Here is a 15,579-nt window from a genome sequence, read left to right as displayed (position 1 = left end):
AAGAAATTCAAAAACATGACATGAACATTACACTTTTGTAAGATAATAATTATCTCTTCACTTTGGAGACTGTCATTCCCTTACTAATTGGACTTTCACGGCAAAAGAAAAGACCTCCTTAACGATTTTATTTCATCGCTAAAAAGGTCTTTCTCTATTTCTGCTAAAAACTTAGCACTCTTCTGGCTTACCAGCATTCGTCGCTGTACGGAATGATGATCCACATCCGCATGATGCGATTGCGTTTGGATTATCAATTGTGAATCCGCCGCCAAGCATAGATTGTTTATAATCAATTTTTACTCCTTTAACAATAGGAGCACTTTCTTTATCGATAACAAATTCGACACCGAAAAACTCAAGAACTGTGTCGTCTTCTTTTGGTTCCACTTCAAATCCTAATCCGTAAGAAAGACCACTACATCCGCCGCCATGTACAGCAAGGCGCACGTACTTCTCTCCATCTTCAGCATCTTTTAACATATCTTTAATTTGAAAAGCTGCTTGTTCTGTAACTTCAATCATGAAATACACCATCCTTTCTGTTCTCATTCTATTATACATCTTTACGCTTCTATCTTGTACTCATACACTCCGCGGCAAATTACTTCCGCTGGTCCTTTCATTAACACATTGCCTTCTTCTGTCCATGCAATCATTAAATCGCCGCCAGCTAAATGAACTGTAATTTCCTTACCACGTTCCATTTTCCCATTTAAAATAGAGGCTACAACCGCAGCGCACGCCCCCGTTCCGCAAGCTTGTGTTACACCAGATCCACGTTCCCAAACGCGGAAGTTCATCTCTTCCTCATTCAAAATTTCGATAAACTCAACATTTACTCGCTCTGGAAACATTTCATGTGTCTCAAGGACTGGTCCAAGTGTTGTAAGAGGTGCTTGTTCTACATCATCCACAAAAATAACCGCATGCGGATTCCCCATTGAAACAGCTGTAAATGCATAACGATGATTATTGTATAAGAAGTTTTCACGAATAAATGGTGTTTCACCTTCACCAAGCATCGGTATTTCTTCACGCTTTAAACGCGGTGCTCCCATATCGATTTTCGCTAATGTAACTTTCCCTTCTTCTACCGTTACTTCCGCCGTTACAATGCCAGCTAACGTTTCAATTGTGAAAACTGTATCTTCTACTAGTTTATGCTCATACGCATATTTCGCTACGCAGCGTAAACCATTACCACAGCTCTTTCCTTCTGATCCATCATTATTAAACATGCGCATTTTCACCGGAGCTACTTCAGATGGACAAATTAAAATCATTCCATCTGCTCCAATACCAGTATTAATATTTGAAACCTTTTCCGCCACAAGAGCTAAGTCTTCTTCAGGGATTTGTTCTTCAAACATATTTACATATATATAACTATTGCCAAGACCATGCATTTTTGTAAAAGAAAATCGGCTCATTTGTATTCACTCCAAAAATAATTTGTTATTTCAAGTATAAAATGCACGCTTTTAGAACACAATATGAATGTCCCCCGTTTCTCATATTTGACGACATTTGGCGATGAGCCATTCTTGCGCAAATTGTGTAAGAAAAAAGCCCTTCTAAAAGGGCCTTTTTTTATTTACACACAATATTATCCTCTCCTGTGAAACAAAATTTTATCTCATAGAAAAAGAAAGAGGTGCTGCCGATTGCAACACCTTAAAACATTGGATTTTCATCTAAATACTCATATACATTATTAACAAGTTCTTCTACTGTAGCACCTTGTACTACTTCACCATTTACAAGTGCAAACGGTCCTTCAAAACAAATACCACAATACCCTAAACAACCATACTCCATTACATCTAAATTCGGATCTTTTTCTAATTTCTCTAAAGCTGCTTGTGAACCACTTGCAAGGTTACCTACACAAAATTCAATTAATGGTTTAATCAAAATTCTCCCCCCTGTACCTACAAAACAAATTACTTTCTGACTTCATCTATAAGAAAAAAACTAAGCTGTTTCTTGTTGTTTTCATTACACCTTCTAAACTATTTAGTTACTTCATTATTTCACTTCAAAATAGATGATTCCTTCTATATAACATGCTATTTGCGATGAAATGGTAACTAAATAAGGAATACAGTTTACTCTACTTTTCTTCTTATTGTACAACAGAGTATTCATTCATGCATTGTTATTTGTTCACAAATTCGATATAATTTGATTGAGTAAAGTCAAAATATTTTATTAATATAAAATTTTATGATTAGGGGATATTTCAACAGAAAAGGGGTAATCCATCATGAAACACCTCGTAATATTAGGTGGCGGCTACGGTGGAATGAGAATTCTGCAGCGGCTACTTCCAAGCAACCAACTTCCAGATGATGTACAAGTGACATTAATCGACAAAGTACCATATCATTGTTTCAAAACTGAATATTATGCATTAGTTGCGGGTACTATTTCAGAAACGCATATTCGTATACCGTTTCCTGAACACCCACGCCTCAATATTCAATACGGCACAGTAACAAATATTGATCTCGAAGAAAAAGCTGTTCATCTCGATGGCGGCGAAGCGATCCAATATGATGATTTAATTATCGGTCTTGGCTGTGAGGATAAATATCATAACGTTCCTGGGGCGAAGGAATATACACATAGCCTACAATCAATTGAACAAACACGTAAAACATATGAACAATTAAATAGTCTAGAACCAAATGCAACAGTAGCTGTCGTTGGTGCTGGATTAAGCGGCGTTGAAGTTGCAAGTGAACTTCGCGAGAGTCGTTCTGATTTAAAAATCTACTTATTTGATCGAAAAGATAGAATTCTATTCCCATACCCAGAGAAGTTAAGTAGATATGTAGAAGAATGGTTCGTAAAACATAAAGTTACTATTATACGAAACTCTAACATTACAAAAGTAGAGCCAAATATTGTGTACAACCACGATGAGCCACTTGAATGTGATGCAATCGTCTGGACAGCTGGTATTCAAGCAAATGAAGTTGTTCGAAACCTTCCAGTTGAACAAGATGGTAGCGGACGGGTTGTTTTAACAAAATATCACAATATTCCAAATAACGAGCACGTGTATGTTGTAGGAGATTGCGCAGCACTTCCACACGCACCATCTGCACAACTTGCTGAAGGTCAAGGAGAACAAATTGTCCAAATATTATTAAAACGTTGGAATAATGAAACACTTCCTGACGAACTACCTGTAATTAAATTAAAAGGTGTTCTCGGCTCTCTTGGTAAAAAGCACGGCTTCGGTTTACTAGCAAACCAACCATTAATGGGACGTGTACCGAGATTATTAAAATCCGGTATCCTCTGGATGTACAAATATCATAACGGTTAATACTTTACAGGCTGTCTACTAAGTAGGCAGCCTCTCTTATTCGTTAAAATATAATTATCAGACACATCTTTCTCAATATGAATCATGATTTATTTTTCATTTTCATATTAAAAACTAACGATAAACAGTGTATGCTATTTATAAGTTGTTTTATTTCCTTCAAGGCCGAAACCATTCGGTCTTATTTTTTGTGTTGTAAATACTTTTACAGGAGGCATTCCATTTCACTTATGAACTTAACGAAACTAAACGATCGAATAGAAGCGAAGAAGAAAGAGTTGATTCATCTCGTTGAACAATATGGATTCACTCATCATAAAGTAATTTCTTTCAGCCAAGAATTAGATCGTTTACTTAACTTATTAATAGAACTCAAGACGAAGAAAAAACGTTGCTCTTTATAACCGTTACCTTCTCTTTTTTGATACGATATAGCTAGAATCAGAAAGGAGACATTTATGTTTATATTAAAAAATGTTACATATAAAGATATATTACACATTCCTTATTTACAGATTCAAAAAGAAAAAATCACATGTATTATCGGTGAGAGTGGGAGCGGAAAAAGTACATTGCTCCGCATGCTAAATGATTTGCAGTCTCCCACATCCGGTACAATTGAATATAACGGAAAGCTAATTTCTGACTATCCCCCTATTCAATTACGACGTGACGTAGTCATGCTTGGGCAAATTCCACCTATTTTTGATGGAACGATTAAAGACAATCTATTAATGGGACTTCGTCTTTCTGAAAAACCATTTCCAAATGATGATGCCTTGCGAAGTGCATTAACGACTGTTAGCTTAGAAAAAAATTTAGAAGACAACGCTGATTCATTATCAGGTGGGGAAAAACAACGACTTGCTTTTGCACGTATCGTACTTATGGATCCGCCTGTTTATTTATTAGATGAGCCAACATCGGCGCTAGATAGCGATACAGAACGCCGTGTTATGAAACAATTTACTACGCTAGCAAGAGAAAAGAACAAAACAGTTATCTTCATCACACACTCACAACAACTTCCAGAAGAAATTGCAGACGATATTATTGAGATTAGCAAAGCAAACGGTGCAACTAGAAAGGAAGTGCTCTCAGTTGAAGGGCGTTATTGAACTCCAAATTTGGCAACTTGCCGCTGCATATATTTTTATTCTTATATTAATTGGACTTGTAAAATTAAAAGGAATACCACGCGAAAAACAAATTGCACTCGCAACGTTCCGTATGACGATTCAGCTCGTACTTGTTGCCTATGTCCTTACATACGTATTTGAAAATAGTAATCCATTTTATACAATTGCTCTTATTACTTCTATTACTACCTTTGCAATTTTTAATATTTATAAACGAGTCAACATCCCAATGTCAAAAGATTTAAAACGAGTAGCCGCGCTTTCCATGGTTGCCGGATCAATTGGACCACTTCTACTATTTATCTTTGTTATTATCGGTCATGACCCGTGGTATGCACCGCAATATATCGTTCCTATTACCGGAATGTTAGTTGGGAATGCGATGACAGGTGTTTCTCTCGGTGCAAATACGTTCTTAAACAATATGAAATCACAAAGAGGTCAAATTGAAGGAGCACTTATGCTCGGCGCAACACCGAAAGAAGCCGCTGCTCCGCTCATACGCGAAGCTTTTGACTCTGCTATTTTACCAACAATCAATTCTATGGTCGGAATGGGAATTATAAGCTTACCGGGCATGATGACCGGTCAAATCTTATCTGGTGTATCACCATTTACAGCTATTCAATATCAAATTGCTATTATACTTGGGATTTCAGGAAGCACTGCCTTTGCTGTCATTATCTTTTTACAGCTTGGATATAAGACCTTCTTTAATAAGCGGTGTCAGTTGAAAGAAGTTGATCATGGCAGGCGGTAAATCGTGAACTGTTCATGGTAAATGAAATTATATCGACGATTTTTCGAATATATCTATCGTAACTCAAAATATATCAATGATTTTTGAAATATATCGACGATTCGACAAGGAATATCGACTTACCGACAAAAAATGACAATAAAAAAGAGGAGGCTACTCGCCTCCTCTTTTTACTTACGCCTTCTTAACGAATTGTGATTTTAACTTCATCGCTCCGAAACCGTCGATTTTGCAATCAATATCGTGATCGCCATCAACTAGACGGATACTTTTTACTTTCGTACCGATCTTCACAACTGAAGAAGTTCCTTTTACTTTTAAATCTTTAATAACAGTAACAGCATCGCCGTCTTGAAGAACGTTTCCGTTCGCATCTTTTACAACTTTTGCACCATCATTATTTTCAGCTTCTGCTTCTTGGCCCCACTCATGAGCACACTCAGGACATACGAAAAGAACGCCATCCTCATACGTATATTCTGAATTACATTTTGGACAATTTGGTAAAGTAGCCATAAATTCATTTCCTCCGTTCATTATTTATACGTAAAAATCAAAATTGATGTTTACATCTCGATAAATAAAATTTGTACAGCATTTCTTTATAGTGCCATAGTCTCACGTTATTGACAAGCCTACCTCAAATTCTCATTTTTTATTGTATTTTACAAAATTTCAATTCGTATGGTGTTTTGTATTCACACTTTTCATTAATTCGCTTATTCGACATGTACTTCTTCCATCCAGCTGCTCGTCTTAGATTTCACTACTATTAATTGCTCATTTTCCCATTTTAGTTTGCCTAAAAACCTAGAATAGACTACTTCATTCCCTACTTCTTCTACGAGCAATTTATTTACCACTCTGAGTCCTTTATCGTTATACACTTCACACATTAGCTGAAATCCTTCTGAGCGATGAATTCCTTTTAATATAGCCGTTTTCTTTCGGCTCGGGCTCTTCTTCGGTGTTTTATCCACTAAGAACACAATCTCGTAATTCTCTTTCTCTATTTCTTGAAGCGCTTCATTCACATACTCTTTAATCATTTCTGATGATATTTTTGAATATTTTTCAATAGCTGGTACAACGTAGAGGTGTACCAACTCACAAAAATGCTTATACTTCTCCTCAACTGATTCCAAATTTAAAAATTGCATATAATCATAAGGTACGAATATACGAATCTTCTCCAGAGCCTCATATAGTTCATAAGAGAGATCTTCATTAGGGTTTGCTAGGCAATATATATCTATATTTTCTAATCCAAGATCCAAGCTACTTAACTTCTTTGAAAAAATCAATTCAAAAATTCTCATTTCATGTAATCGATTATAATGTTTTTTAGGACGTTTCTTAGCCCAATCATAAAAATGAACATCTACCATACTACCTTTTCCTCCTAACATATAAAAAGAAGAACCTTCACAAGATTCTTCTTTTCAAAATAAACGAGTTTCTCTCTAGAAAAACCACATATTTTCTTCAACGTACATTTGATATTCTTCTACTTCTTCTTCACTTAACTTTTTATTATTTACATACACTTCTTGCCATTCAAAATAATCATCATTTAAGTATACAGCGAATTTAATTTTCACGTTTTTCTTTTCTTCATAATCATAACCAGTAAATTCTACTACGTCATAATCCTTTTCTTTCTTTACATACTTCCAATTTGGCTTATCTGTAATAGACTCTAAAGCCTCTCCTTCAAGGCTTAGGCGAACAACGTTTTTAATATTAGGTTCAGTTGGTACATAAGATAAACCAAAGCTAGCACCTGCAAACAATACAAATACTATCGCTTGCAAACCAATCATAAGCCCGATATGAGCGCCGCCTTTTGATTGTAAATAATACTCTTTCTTATACTCAGGTACATCTTCTACTTTATGTAAAATACGGATAACATGCTTATAATACAATCGATTTCCTTGCCATCCAGTAAACAGCATCGTTCCAGCATATATGATAAAATCTATCCACATTGGTATATCAATAAAAGTAGCTATAATGAAAGTAGGTACCGCCAATAACGTAAGTATAATAAACAACTTATACATTTTACGATAAGCTAACCAAAAAATTGGGAAGAAAAAGGCTACCCAATTCCACGTATTTCCTTGCGCTGGATTTTCTACTTTTCCCCACTTAAAGTCATAATACGCCGTATTCTTTTGAACGACTGTATGTAACTGTTGCGGAGAAATTGTTTCTTGTAAAACAGTGTCCTTCACGTACATCATCCTTTTCTTATTTCTACATACATGTATTTTATAGAAATAAAAAGAAGGAATCTAACAAAAAGTACATATATTTCATAAAAATGAACGAAAATCGAATATAATCCGACAATTATCCGTTTATTATTCCATTTTATTTTTAAATATATTAGAATACTTATGAATGATATATTTAATACACTAAGTTAATCATTTTGTATATTTGATAATAAAAATGTTTCACATGAAACTATCCATGTTTCGTATTATCTTTCCTCTACAAAATATGAAAGACGCCCTTTTCAAAAAGGACGTCTTTTTACAGTTGAAAATTTACTAATATAAAAAATGCATTATTTAATAAATGAATCCCCCATGGGACGAGTAAATTATTTGTTTTCTTATATGTGTAGGCTAAACATACACCTATACCCCAAATATATAAAACACTACCTACTGTAAGGGGATGACCTAAAGTAAATATGAAAGCACTTATAACGGCACTACTCAGTGTAGAGAAACGCTGAGATAATTTCATAAAAAACATACCTCGGAATACAAGCTCTTCCCAAATCGGTGCGAAAATCGTGAGTACAACTACATATACAATGATTTCACTTTTAGTAGGTTCTATTACTAGATTAGATTCATCCACACGAAGCCCATGTGGTAAAACTAAATTTAATACCGCAAGATATATAAGCAGTACGATCATCGTCATTACTATTGTTACATAATGCTTAAAATTATTGAACTGTATTGATTTTAATAAATGCACGCAGTAATTTCTTGCTGGTGAGTATATTAAAATAATAGTGAGAAACGTTACAGGTGGAATAAGATGATCTACATACCCTGGATATAAGGAAGAGTCATATATAAGGTTCAAAAAACCCATTCCATACATTACCCCAAAAATAATTATTATCATGCTAATTACTTCGCGTATACTCATTACTACATTCTTTTTTTCATATGTAGCTAATTCTGTATTCACCCTATCCCCTCCAGTATAATTAAACCTTTTAAACCATTATATACCATTTTTAACACAAAAACAGACGATACAATCTACTGTATCGTCTGTTTTTTCCCTACCATTTCTCTCTACACGTTTCAATTAAGTGCAGTAAGTACTTCCTCGTCATATCTGCCCTTCTCCATCTTGAGAGCATTCGCTTTTCTTTTGGATTTTTCCGTATTCTTGCTACTTCTTTTAATAAAATCTCCCATTCTTCCCCTGAACGTTCTGACAAGTATTGCAATCCTCTATCTTTTGAAACGATTGTTTTATGATCCAGTGTATATAAAATGCGGCCCATCGTAACGACTGCTGATTCTACCCACTCTTCTATAAAAAATAAATATGGCTGCTTCGCCTTTCCACTCCAGTACTGTTCTACGTTGTATTTCATCGTATTGACTACATCATCCCACCTTATTTGAAACGAAAGATCTTCCGCTTCTTTCCCGATTACTGTAATACCTTGATTTTTCAATGTCCACCATGTAACCGCATTAATATCCCAATGACCTACATTCGCTTTACCATCTGCACAATATACGTACTCATTCAGTTCATCATTGTATTTCCCTAAATCAGCAAGCGGAATATACATACCATCCATTCTTTTCCCTAACGTACTATCACTAAGTTTCTTATGAAGTTCTACGAGTTGCTGTTTTTCAGCTTCATTCACGGAATCATTTATTACCGTAACAAAATCAACATCGCTCGTTTCTGCATGAAATGCACCGAGTGCGATGGACCCGTAAATATATACGCCGACTAATTTTTCATCTAAAAAAATTTCTTTTAATTCTATTGTGTACCGCTCCATTAACTGTTGTACTTCCGTTGGTAACGCATGCTTCACTCCATTTTTCACATCTATCCCTCCAATAAAAAAAGCCTTTGCAAATTCGCAAAGACTTCCTGCTTTATAAATATTTCTCGATTTCTTCGTAAACATCCTTCAAACGAGGATTTCCTTCTCCAACAATTTCTCCATTTACAAGAACGACCGGATAAAATAAATCTTCCTCCACTACGCGCTCTGCGAATGCTTTTTTATCTTCATCTTCTTGTTCTTCTTGGAAATCGATATACTCGAAATTAAATTTATTTTCTTGTCCTTCATATTTACGACCAATTGCCGCTTGTAACCACTCAAACGTTTCTGTTGAAGATGGCATTCCAACGCAGCTCGCACAAATTACTTTCGTCCCATACACTTGCACATTAACCATTTCTTCTCCCCCACTTCTTGTTTCAACAGTATATTCAGATGTATTAGTGCATAAGCACATCATTTTACAAACTTATTCCATACCCCTATACTGAAAAAACACGTTGTAAACATGATAAAAAATTTCGACATTAAAACAAGAACAGAAAAAATAGATTTTCCCCTCTATCTTGATTATAATAAAACTGATGAAAGGAGTCGATAAAAATGGAAAACCCACATATGCAAGAACAAGTACTAGAAGTATTAGATAAATTACGTCCATTCTTACTTCGCGATGGCGGAGACGTTGAATTAGTAGACATTGAAGAAGGTATCGTAAAATTACGCCTTATGGGTGCATGCGGAAGCTGCCCAAGTTCTACAATCACACTAAAAGCTGGTATCGAACGCGCATTACTTGAAGAAGTACCAGGCGTTATTGAAGTAGAACAAGTATTTTAATTAAAAGCGGCAGCGGCTCGTTTAAAATGTGAGGGGGATGGAGCTTCTGACATAGAGGCGTTTTTTGCCTCGGCGGAAGAAGCGAAGCCACCGAACATTTTAGCCGCTGGAGCTAGATATTAATCTAAAAGCGGCAGCGGCTCGTTCAGAATCGCTTCCTAGAAAGAGACCCAAATGGGTCTCTTTTTTTTATTCAAATCATACTTCTCCTTTAACATCATAAAACAAAATTGGAAATCCTTCTCAAAAAATGAGATAATTGATACTATATAGTGAATCGTTCACACATATAAAGTAAAAAACATAGGGGGACGACACATGCCAAGAATGAGAAACACTTTTTTAACAATTCAAGAACTAGAAAAGAAAAAAGAATATTTATTAGACCTTTCATCCGTTATACCAACGTGGAATGCGAGCTACCAATTTTTATTTAAAGAAATCCAGCAAGAATTATTAAGTAAAGTAAATGAAAAAATCGAACAACATCAATTCATTTTAAATATATGTGCAGATCAACAAGTAGGGGCATAATGTATTACATACAATTGTAGTATAAAAAAAGAGACCTCACCCGGTCTCTTTTTTCATTTTAAGACAGCCAATCTAATTTTCTAATCCCGAGCTTATCAACTGGTAAACGAAGTGATCCATAAAAGTGCTTCATAAATTGCTCAGAGCGGTTCACATCGTGTAAAATGACTTCTAAGCGATCTCTATATATGCTTTTTTGTTCTTCGTTTCCCGTTTGGTAATATCGTTCGACTGTTTCGAAATAGTGAAGTGGGAACAGGAGCCTTGCAAATAATAAGCGCCAACCAAATGAGGATAGCGAATAATTTCGTTCGTAATCTGTAACAAATTGAACGATTGTTTGCTCCCAGTCTTTCTTTTTTTCTATCATCATATAGCGGATTAATTCTGCCATATCTCGAGTTGGGTGATCATATACCCAATCAAAAGGAAGTTTGAGACGCTTCGTTTGATGCCATAATAAAGGTGTGAATCGTTCTTGGCAAATGGTTGCTGCATCAGTTAGTTGCGGCGTATCATCCATCTCTGTATCAACAACATATTGAATGGCATTTTCTGCAACTCCTAAGTAATACGGGAAGGATTCAATAAACAATTGATCGAATACGTCTGTAGGGTGGTTCATCACTTGTGATTGCCAAAACTTTTCTAATTGGTCGAGCCTTTTTTCCCATAACGCTTTCCATTCACCAATACGGCTTAATTGTTCGATCTCTTCCGGAAAAAAAGCACCTCGTTTATGGAATATAGAAAGCTCACTTCCTAATGATGTAGCATGTCGTTCTAACGCACGCATACCTTTTAATAAGCAGTAATTTTGTTCTTCTATCTCACTTACATAGTAGCCGTGTATAGTCGGAACGAAAGTCGCTACAGTTATATCCCCTTGCTGGTTCATATAGTCACTGAGCTTTTTCATCTCTACAAGTACTTCTTCCTCCATTTCTCCAATTGGAACAAGTACATAAATTTTGTTGCGAATCCAAAAGCTTTTATAGGGGCCAAGGGGGATTAATTCTTTAACATGCATATGATAATGCTCATAAATATGATGAATCATCGCATTCGCCACCTATGGTTTTTCTTTATATATATGAGCTTGTGCTCGCCTTTCATTCCTATGCACGTGATAAAGCAACGAAACGTATACAAATACTAAAAAGAAAAAAAGGTGATAAACATGAAAGAATCAAATCAACTACAAGAAAGAGCATTACAACTATTACAAGAGCGCGGTGTAACAATTGACGATATTGCTGAGCTTGTTCATTTTCTTCAAAAAAAATATCATCCAAATTTAGAGATGTCAGAATGCCGTTATAACGTTGAGCGTGTATTATCAAAACGTGAAGTACAAAACGCACTGATTACTGGTATCGAACTCGATGTCCTTGCTGAAAAAGGAATGTTAAGCGAACCGTTACAAGATATCGTAAAACGTGATGAAGGCTTATACGGAATTGATGAAGTGATCGCACTTTCTATCGTTAATGTGTACGGCTCTATCGGTTTCACGAACTTTGGATATATCGATAAATTAAAACCTGGTATTTTAGAATACTTAAATGATAAATCAACTGGAAAAGTGCATACATTCCTTGATGATATCGTTGGCGGAATTGCTGCTGCTGCTTCAAGCCGCTTAGCGCACAGAGCTGAGCATTCGGAATAATAAAGTGAAACTTTAATCAGTGGGGGTTTTCTTCATCCCCCACTGATTATCAGCCCTCACCAATCGGACTTTAATGGGCAGCCCGCCCCCCACCTAACTTCTTTGCTTTCGCTGCATTTTGAGGTGGGGGTCTTACTGCCCATTAAAGCGGGATAAAACATGAAAGACCGTCAGTTTCATACTGACGGTCTTTCGTATTCCATAAGCATAAATTCTTTTCCACGGCTCAAAAAAATAGGGCCTTGCTGAAAACCTATGTTTTTATAAAGCGTAATCGCCCTTGTATTAAATGTCGCTACACTAAGTCGAAACGTTTTCGGCTTACATTCTTTAACAGCAAAGGCTATCCCAGCTTGAAAAAACATTTTCCCCAGCCCTTTCCCTGTTAACGCCGGCTTCATGCCAAGTCCGATATCAATTACATCTTCTCCACCATATAAATGAGCATCTCTTCCCCCCGGCACTTGTGCATTTTCCCCAAAACAAAAATAGCCGATAAACTCTCCCTTATCATCACAACAACCATAATACGTCCCATCTAATAATTCTTCTATTACTTCTTCCTCGCCTGAAAAACTGTATAAATTATAAGGTTCTTCGTACGTCCACGTATTTATCTCATTTGCTTCTTCTACCGTTAACTTATGTATATCCATCTTTCTCTCCCCCTATTATATTTCTACTAACACTATTCGATATCCATCTTATAATTCATCTTTCTCAATATATTTTTAAAATTTATCACTTCATTTTTATGGAAGATTTTTCTTATTATGTTACGATTAAACAGAATTATTTGAAATAAGGTGGTGACAATTTGAATTACTTTTCTTATCTCTCCTTAGAAGAACGTCAAAATTTTTTCTATAAAGAACCTCTTAGTTTTTCAAAAAGTATAGAGAAAGAGCAATTAGCGTACGCATTAGGGGCTACACTGTATACTCCTGGTACGAAAGAAACGATCGCGGAAGATATAATTAGAAAAAAACATGTGGAAGCTATCTCGATGATTCTTTGTCTAGAAGACTCTATCAGTGATGAGGAAGTAAAACTTGCAGAGCAAAACATCGTCGTTCAAATACAGCAAATCGCCAACTTAGTCAGTGCCAACATACTAAGTCAATCAGACATTCCACTTCTTTTTATTAGAGTTCGACAGCCAAGTCAAATGAAGACAATTATTACCGAATTAGGTAGTGCTGTTCATTGCTTATGTGGCTTCGTCTTTCCAAAATTCACACACGTTAATGGAAAGACTTATATCGACCAGCTTGCATATATAAACGAGCTATATTCATTATCCCTTTATGGAATGCCGATTCTAGAATCACCAGAAATTATGTATAAAGAAACACGCTTAGAGTCCTTATTACAAATAAAAGATTTACTAGATTCCTATCGTGATTACATCTTAAATGTACGTATTGGTGCCACTGATTTTTCAAGTATATTTGGTATTCGGCGTAATAAATACACACCAATCTATCATATTACTGTTGTTCGTGATTGTATTTCAGACATTATTAATATTTTCTCCAGAGCTACAAATGAATATGTTATTTCAGGATGTGTATGGGAATATTTTTCTAATGATTACGAAGAAGGGCTCATTCAAGAGGTATCGCTTGACCATGCAAATGGATTAATCGGAAAGACAGTTATTCACCCATCTCATATTAAAGTTGTACAAGCAATGCACATTGTCACAATGGAGGATTATTTAGACGCAAGGTCAATTCTACAAAATGTAGATACGTATAACGGAGTGTTAAAAAGCAGTTTTGCTAACAAAATGAATGAAGTAAAGCCTCATTATAACTGGGCTCGCAAAACCATTTTAAAATCTAATATTTACGGGGTGCTACATGAAAACAAACAATTTACCGATCTCCTTATTACAAACGCAAAACAACACGTATAACGTTTTAAATACTATAAAAGTTCATGTAGAAGTACGTGATAATCCATATAATTTAGCGTTAGATAATCTTTTTCAAATGGCGGCGAGGATAAATAAGAAGCGGAGTTTTTTATTTGTGAGTACAATTCTTGGAAAGCATCTTCCTATTAAACCTGCAGTCTCTCTAGCAAGTGGGTTTGCCCTTGCTGCAAGATATATGGAAATACTAGATCATACTTTTCATCCGTTTCAAAAAGAAATTTTAAATCTTATTTCATTAGAAGTTGATGAAATTCCAGAAGAAGTATTTCATTATCAATATCCCTTGCAAGAAGAAGTGTTATTTATCGGATTCGCTGAAACAGCAACAGCACTTGGCCATTCTATGTTTCAATGCTTTCAAAATGCAAAGTATGTACATACAACTAGGGAATCGATACCCAATCTCGAATCTGTCATTACATTTGAGGAAGAACATTCCCATGCAACATCACACCGTTGTTATGTCGATAAGAGTTTTTTTCAAAACAACAATCCAATCGTTCTCGTAGATGATGAGATGACAACCGGAAAAACCGCACTAAATATTATCAGGTCCATTCAACAGCAATTTCCACGAGAAGAATATACCATTGCTTCTTTATTAGACTGGCGTTCTAATACTAATAGAAGACAATTTAAACAACTAGAAGAAGAACTTCAAATAAAAATTCATGTTATTTCTTTATTAGAAGGAATCATTCATACAACTGACCAACCGTTGAATATTTCAAAACCAACTATACAAACTGAAGAAACAAAACCTTATTTCAAAAAACATACCATTACTTGTCCAACATTACCCTATACATTAGATTACATAAAATATACTGGGCGCTTTGGTATTTCATCATATGAACAAAAGCACATTCATTCTTTTACTCAAGAAGCAGGAAAAACGTTACAAAGAAAAAGAATTGGAAAACGAACACTCTGCCTCGGAACGGGTGAATTTATGTATATTCCAATGAAAATCGCTGCTGCAATGGGTGAAAATATTTTATATCAATCTACAACACGAAGTCCGATCCACCCTGTTTCAAATGATATGAACTACGCCATTCATAATCATTTCCCATATCCAAGTCCTGAAGATTCTACTATTACAAATTACTTTTATAATATTTCCCCCCATGATTACGATGAAGTATTTGTTTTTATGGAACGTGATGTAGGAGAAGAAGCTCTATTTCCTCTTCTACATCAGTTACAAACGGTTATTCCCTGTATTCATATTGTCTCATTTTCAAATAGCATAGAAAAGGAAGGTTGATAAT

Annotated in this window: 20 protein-coding genes; 9 read left to right on the top strand and 11 right to left on the bottom strand. The window is 35.4% G+C overall.

Annotation, left to right across the window (positions count from 1 at the left end; all coding sequences use genetic code 11):
* Window positions 1–171: 171 nt before the first annotated feature.
* From ACZ76X_RS20105 to ACZ76X_RS20095, 3 genes are all read right to left on the bottom strand, one after another.
* Window positions 172–525, bottom strand: a complete 354-nt coding sequence (locus ACZ76X_RS20105) for a HesB/IscA family protein (RefSeq protein ID WP_000573822.1) — start codon at window positions 523–525, stop codon at window positions 172–174.
* Between the two features lie 41 nt (window positions 526–566).
* Complete coding sequence (dapF, locus tag ACZ76X_RS20100) at window positions 567–1,433, bottom strand: diaminopimelate epimerase (protein ID WP_479851486.1); 867 nt, start codon at window positions 1,431–1,433, stop codon at window positions 567–569.
* Window positions 1,434–1,677: 244 nt separating this feature from the next.
* The gene (locus ACZ76X_RS20095; protein WP_000595026.1) at window positions 1,678–1,917 is read right to left on the bottom strand and encodes a YuzB family protein; all 240 of its coding nucleotides are present in this window, start codon (window positions 1,915–1,917) and stop codon (window positions 1,678–1,680) included.
* A 352-nt stretch (window positions 1,918–2,269) separates the two neighbouring features.
* Here ACZ76X_RS20095 and ACZ76X_RS20090 point away from each other — a divergent pair, with 352 nt between their 5' ends.
* The 4 genes from ACZ76X_RS20090 to ACZ76X_RS20075 all read left to right on the top strand — a co-directional run bounded on the left by ACZ76X_RS20090 (window position 2,270) and on the right by ACZ76X_RS20075 (window position 5,239).
* Window positions 2,270–3,340, top strand: a complete 1,071-nt coding sequence (locus tag ACZ76X_RS20090) for an NAD(P)/FAD-dependent oxidoreductase (protein ID WP_000682075.1) — start codon at window positions 2,270–2,272, stop codon at window positions 3,338–3,340.
* A 230-nt stretch (window positions 3,341–3,570) separates the two neighbouring features.
* Window positions 3,571–3,744, top strand: a complete 174-nt coding sequence (locus ACZ76X_RS20085; RefSeq protein ID WP_142286732.1) for an aspartyl-phosphate phosphatase Spo0E family protein — start codon at window positions 3,571–3,573, stop codon at window positions 3,742–3,744.
* A gap of 54 nt (window positions 3,745–3,798) precedes the next feature.
* Window positions 3,799–4,458: an ABC transporter ATP-binding protein gene (locus ACZ76X_RS20080; RefSeq protein WP_479851485.1), complete on the top strand. Its 660-nt coding sequence runs from the start codon at window positions 3,799–3,801 to the stop codon at window positions 4,456–4,458.
* Complete coding sequence (locus ACZ76X_RS20075; protein WP_479851484.1) at window positions 4,442–5,239, top strand: ABC transporter permease; 798 nt, start codon at window positions 4,442–4,444, stop codon at window positions 5,237–5,239. The genes ACZ76X_RS20080 and ACZ76X_RS20075 overlap by 17 nt, the downstream gene beginning before the upstream one ends.
* 174 nt (window positions 5,240–5,413) lie before the next feature.
* Here the strand turns inward: ACZ76X_RS20075 and phnA are convergent, their stop codons facing one another.
* The 6 genes from phnA to ACZ76X_RS20045 form a co-directional block, all read right to left on the bottom strand.
* A complete protein-coding gene (gene phnA / locus ACZ76X_RS20070; RefSeq protein WP_000212737.1) occupies window positions 5,414–5,755 on the bottom strand; it encodes an alkylphosphonate utilization operon protein PhnA in 342 nt (113 codons plus the stop codon).
* Between the two features lie 203 nt (window positions 5,756–5,958).
* Window positions 5,959–6,627 (bottom strand): hypothetical protein, encoded by a 669-nt coding sequence (locus ACZ76X_RS20065; protein WP_479851483.1) that lies wholly within the window; start codon window positions 6,625–6,627, stop codon window positions 5,959–5,961.
* Window positions 6,628–6,702: 75 nt separating this feature from the next.
* Entirely contained in the window at window positions 6,703–7,485 is a 783-nt protein-coding gene (locus tag ACZ76X_RS20060) for a DUF2628 domain-containing protein (protein ID WP_479851482.1), read from the bottom strand.
* Window positions 7,486–7,783: 298 nt separating this feature from the next.
* Window positions 7,784–8,461: a CPBP family intramembrane glutamic endopeptidase gene (locus tag ACZ76X_RS20055; RefSeq protein WP_479851481.1), complete on the bottom strand. Its 678-nt coding sequence runs from the start codon at window positions 8,459–8,461 to the stop codon at window positions 7,784–7,786.
* Window positions 8,462–8,558: 97 nt separating this feature from the next.
* Complete coding sequence (locus ACZ76X_RS20050; protein WP_479851480.1) at window positions 8,559–9,437, bottom strand: nucleotidyltransferase domain-containing protein; 879 nt, start codon at window positions 9,435–9,437, stop codon at window positions 8,559–8,561.
* Window positions 9,406–9,714 (bottom strand): YuzD family protein, encoded by a 309-nt coding sequence (locus ACZ76X_RS20045; RefSeq protein ID WP_000248590.1) that lies wholly within the window; start codon window positions 9,712–9,714, stop codon window positions 9,406–9,408. The genes ACZ76X_RS20050 and ACZ76X_RS20045 overlap by 32 nt, the downstream gene beginning before the upstream one ends.
* A 206-nt stretch (window positions 9,715–9,920) precedes the next feature.
* Between ACZ76X_RS20045 and ACZ76X_RS20040 the strand changes: the two genes are divergently transcribed.
* Together ACZ76X_RS20040 and ACZ76X_RS20035 are read left to right on the top strand one after the other, a co-directional pair.
* Window positions 9,921–10,157, top strand: coding sequence for a NifU family protein (locus tag ACZ76X_RS20040; protein ID WP_000431159.1), 237 nt, complete (start codon window positions 9,921–9,923; stop codon window positions 10,155–10,157).
* 318 nt (window positions 10,158–10,475) lie between these two features.
* Window positions 10,476–10,691 carry a carbonic anhydrase gene (locus ACZ76X_RS20035; protein WP_479851479.1) on the top strand — a complete coding sequence of 72 codons (216 nt, stop codon included), beginning with the start codon at window positions 10,476–10,478 and terminating at the stop codon, window positions 10,689–10,691.
* Window positions 10,692–10,749: 58 nt separating this feature from the next.
* On the opposite strand, the gene yutH is transcribed toward ACZ76X_RS20035, so the two are convergent.
* Window positions 10,750–11,751: a spore coat putative kinase YutH gene (yutH, locus tag ACZ76X_RS20030; protein ID WP_479851478.1), complete on the bottom strand. Its 1,002-nt coding sequence runs from the start codon at window positions 11,749–11,751 to the stop codon at window positions 10,750–10,752.
* Window positions 11,752–11,871: 120 nt separating this feature from the next.
* On the opposite strand from yutH, the gene ACZ76X_RS20025 reads away from it, so the two are divergent.
* Window positions 11,872–12,363, top strand: coding sequence for a phosphatidylglycerophosphatase A family protein (locus ACZ76X_RS20025; RefSeq protein ID WP_000665103.1), 492 nt, complete (start codon window positions 11,872–11,874; stop codon window positions 12,361–12,363).
* Window positions 12,364–12,539: 176 nt separating this feature from the next.
* On the opposite strand, the gene ACZ76X_RS20020 is transcribed toward ACZ76X_RS20025, so the two are convergent.
* The gene (locus ACZ76X_RS20020; protein ID WP_479851477.1) at window positions 12,540–13,019 is read right to left on the bottom strand and encodes a GNAT family N-acetyltransferase; all 480 of its coding nucleotides are present in this window, start codon (window positions 13,017–13,019) and stop codon (window positions 12,540–12,542) included.
* Window positions 13,020–13,180: 161 nt separating this feature from the next.
* Here ACZ76X_RS20020 and ACZ76X_RS20015 point away from each other — a divergent pair, with 161 nt between their 5' ends.
* Window positions 13,181–14,284 carry an HpcH/HpaI aldolase/citrate lyase family protein gene (locus ACZ76X_RS20015; protein ID WP_479851476.1) on the top strand — a complete coding sequence of 368 codons (1,104 nt, stop codon included), beginning with the start codon at window positions 13,181–13,183 and terminating at the stop codon, window positions 14,282–14,284.
* Complete coding sequence (locus tag ACZ76X_RS20010; RefSeq protein WP_479851475.1) at window positions 14,229–15,575, top strand: phosphoribosyltransferase family protein; 1,347 nt, start codon at window positions 14,229–14,231, stop codon at window positions 15,573–15,575. The genes ACZ76X_RS20015 and ACZ76X_RS20010 overlap by 56 nt, the downstream gene beginning before the upstream one ends.
* Window positions 15,576–15,579: the final 4 nt, after the last annotated feature.

Source organism: Bacillus sp. BC05(2025) (assembly GCF_056725905.1).
This window is presented reverse-complemented; position numbering and strand designations above follow the sequence as displayed.

Bases quoted from the DNA above. Each gene is read 5' to 3' on its own strand.
- yutH (WP_479851478.1), bottom strand. From the start codon at position 11,751: ATGATTCATCATATTTATGAGCATTATCATATGCATGTTAAAGAATTA.
- ACZ76X_RS20090 (WP_000682075.1), top strand. From the start codon at position 2,270: ATGAAACACCTCGTAATATTAGGTGGCGGCTACGGTGGAATGAGAATT.
- ACZ76X_RS20035 (WP_479851479.1), top strand. From the start codon at position 10,476: ATGCCAAGAATGAGAAACACTTTTTTAACAATTCAAGAACTAGAAAAG.
- ACZ76X_RS20105 (WP_000573822.1), bottom strand. From the start codon at position 525: ATGATTGAAGTTACAGAACAAGCAGCTTTTCAAATTAAAGATATGTTA.
- ACZ76X_RS20080 (WP_479851485.1), top strand. From the start codon at position 3,799: ATGTTTATATTAAAAAATGTTACATATAAAGATATATTACACATTCCT.
- ACZ76X_RS20025 (WP_000665103.1), top strand. From the start codon at position 11,872: ATGAAAGAATCAAATCAACTACAAGAAAGAGCATTACAACTATTACAA.
- ACZ76X_RS20020 (WP_479851477.1), bottom strand. From the start codon at position 13,019: ATGGATATACATAAGTTAACGGTAGAAGAAGCAAATGAGATAAATACG.
- ACZ76X_RS20040 (WP_000431159.1), top strand. From the start codon at position 9,921: ATGGAAAACCCACATATGCAAGAACAAGTACTAGAAGTATTAGATAAA.
- ACZ76X_RS20050 (WP_479851480.1), bottom strand. From the start codon at position 9,437: ATGTTTACGAAGAAATCGAGAAATATTTATAAAGCAGGAAGTCTTTGC.
- ACZ76X_RS20060 (WP_479851482.1), bottom strand. From the start codon at position 7,485: ATGTACGTGAAGGACACTGTTTTACAAGAAACAATTTCTCCGCAACAG.
- ACZ76X_RS20045 (WP_000248590.1), bottom strand. From the start codon at position 9,714: ATGGTTAATGTGCAAGTGTATGGGACGAAAGTAATTTGTGCGAGCTGC.
- ACZ76X_RS20065 (WP_479851483.1), bottom strand. From the start codon at position 6,627: ATGGTAGATGTTCATTTTTATGATTGGGCTAAGAAACGTCCTAAAAAA.
- ACZ76X_RS20085 (WP_142286732.1), top strand. From the start codon at position 3,571: ATGAACTTAACGAAACTAAACGATCGAATAGAAGCGAAGAAGAAAGAG.
- ACZ76X_RS20010 (WP_479851475.1), top strand. From the start codon at position 14,229: ATGAAAACAAACAATTTACCGATCTCCTTATTACAAACGCAAAACAAC.
- phnA (WP_000212737.1), bottom strand. From the start codon at position 5,755: ATGGCTACTTTACCAAATTGTCCAAAATGTAATTCAGAATATACGTAT.
- dapF (WP_479851486.1), bottom strand. From the start codon at position 1,433: ATGAGCCGATTTTCTTTTACAAAAATGCATGGTCTTGGCAATAGTTAT.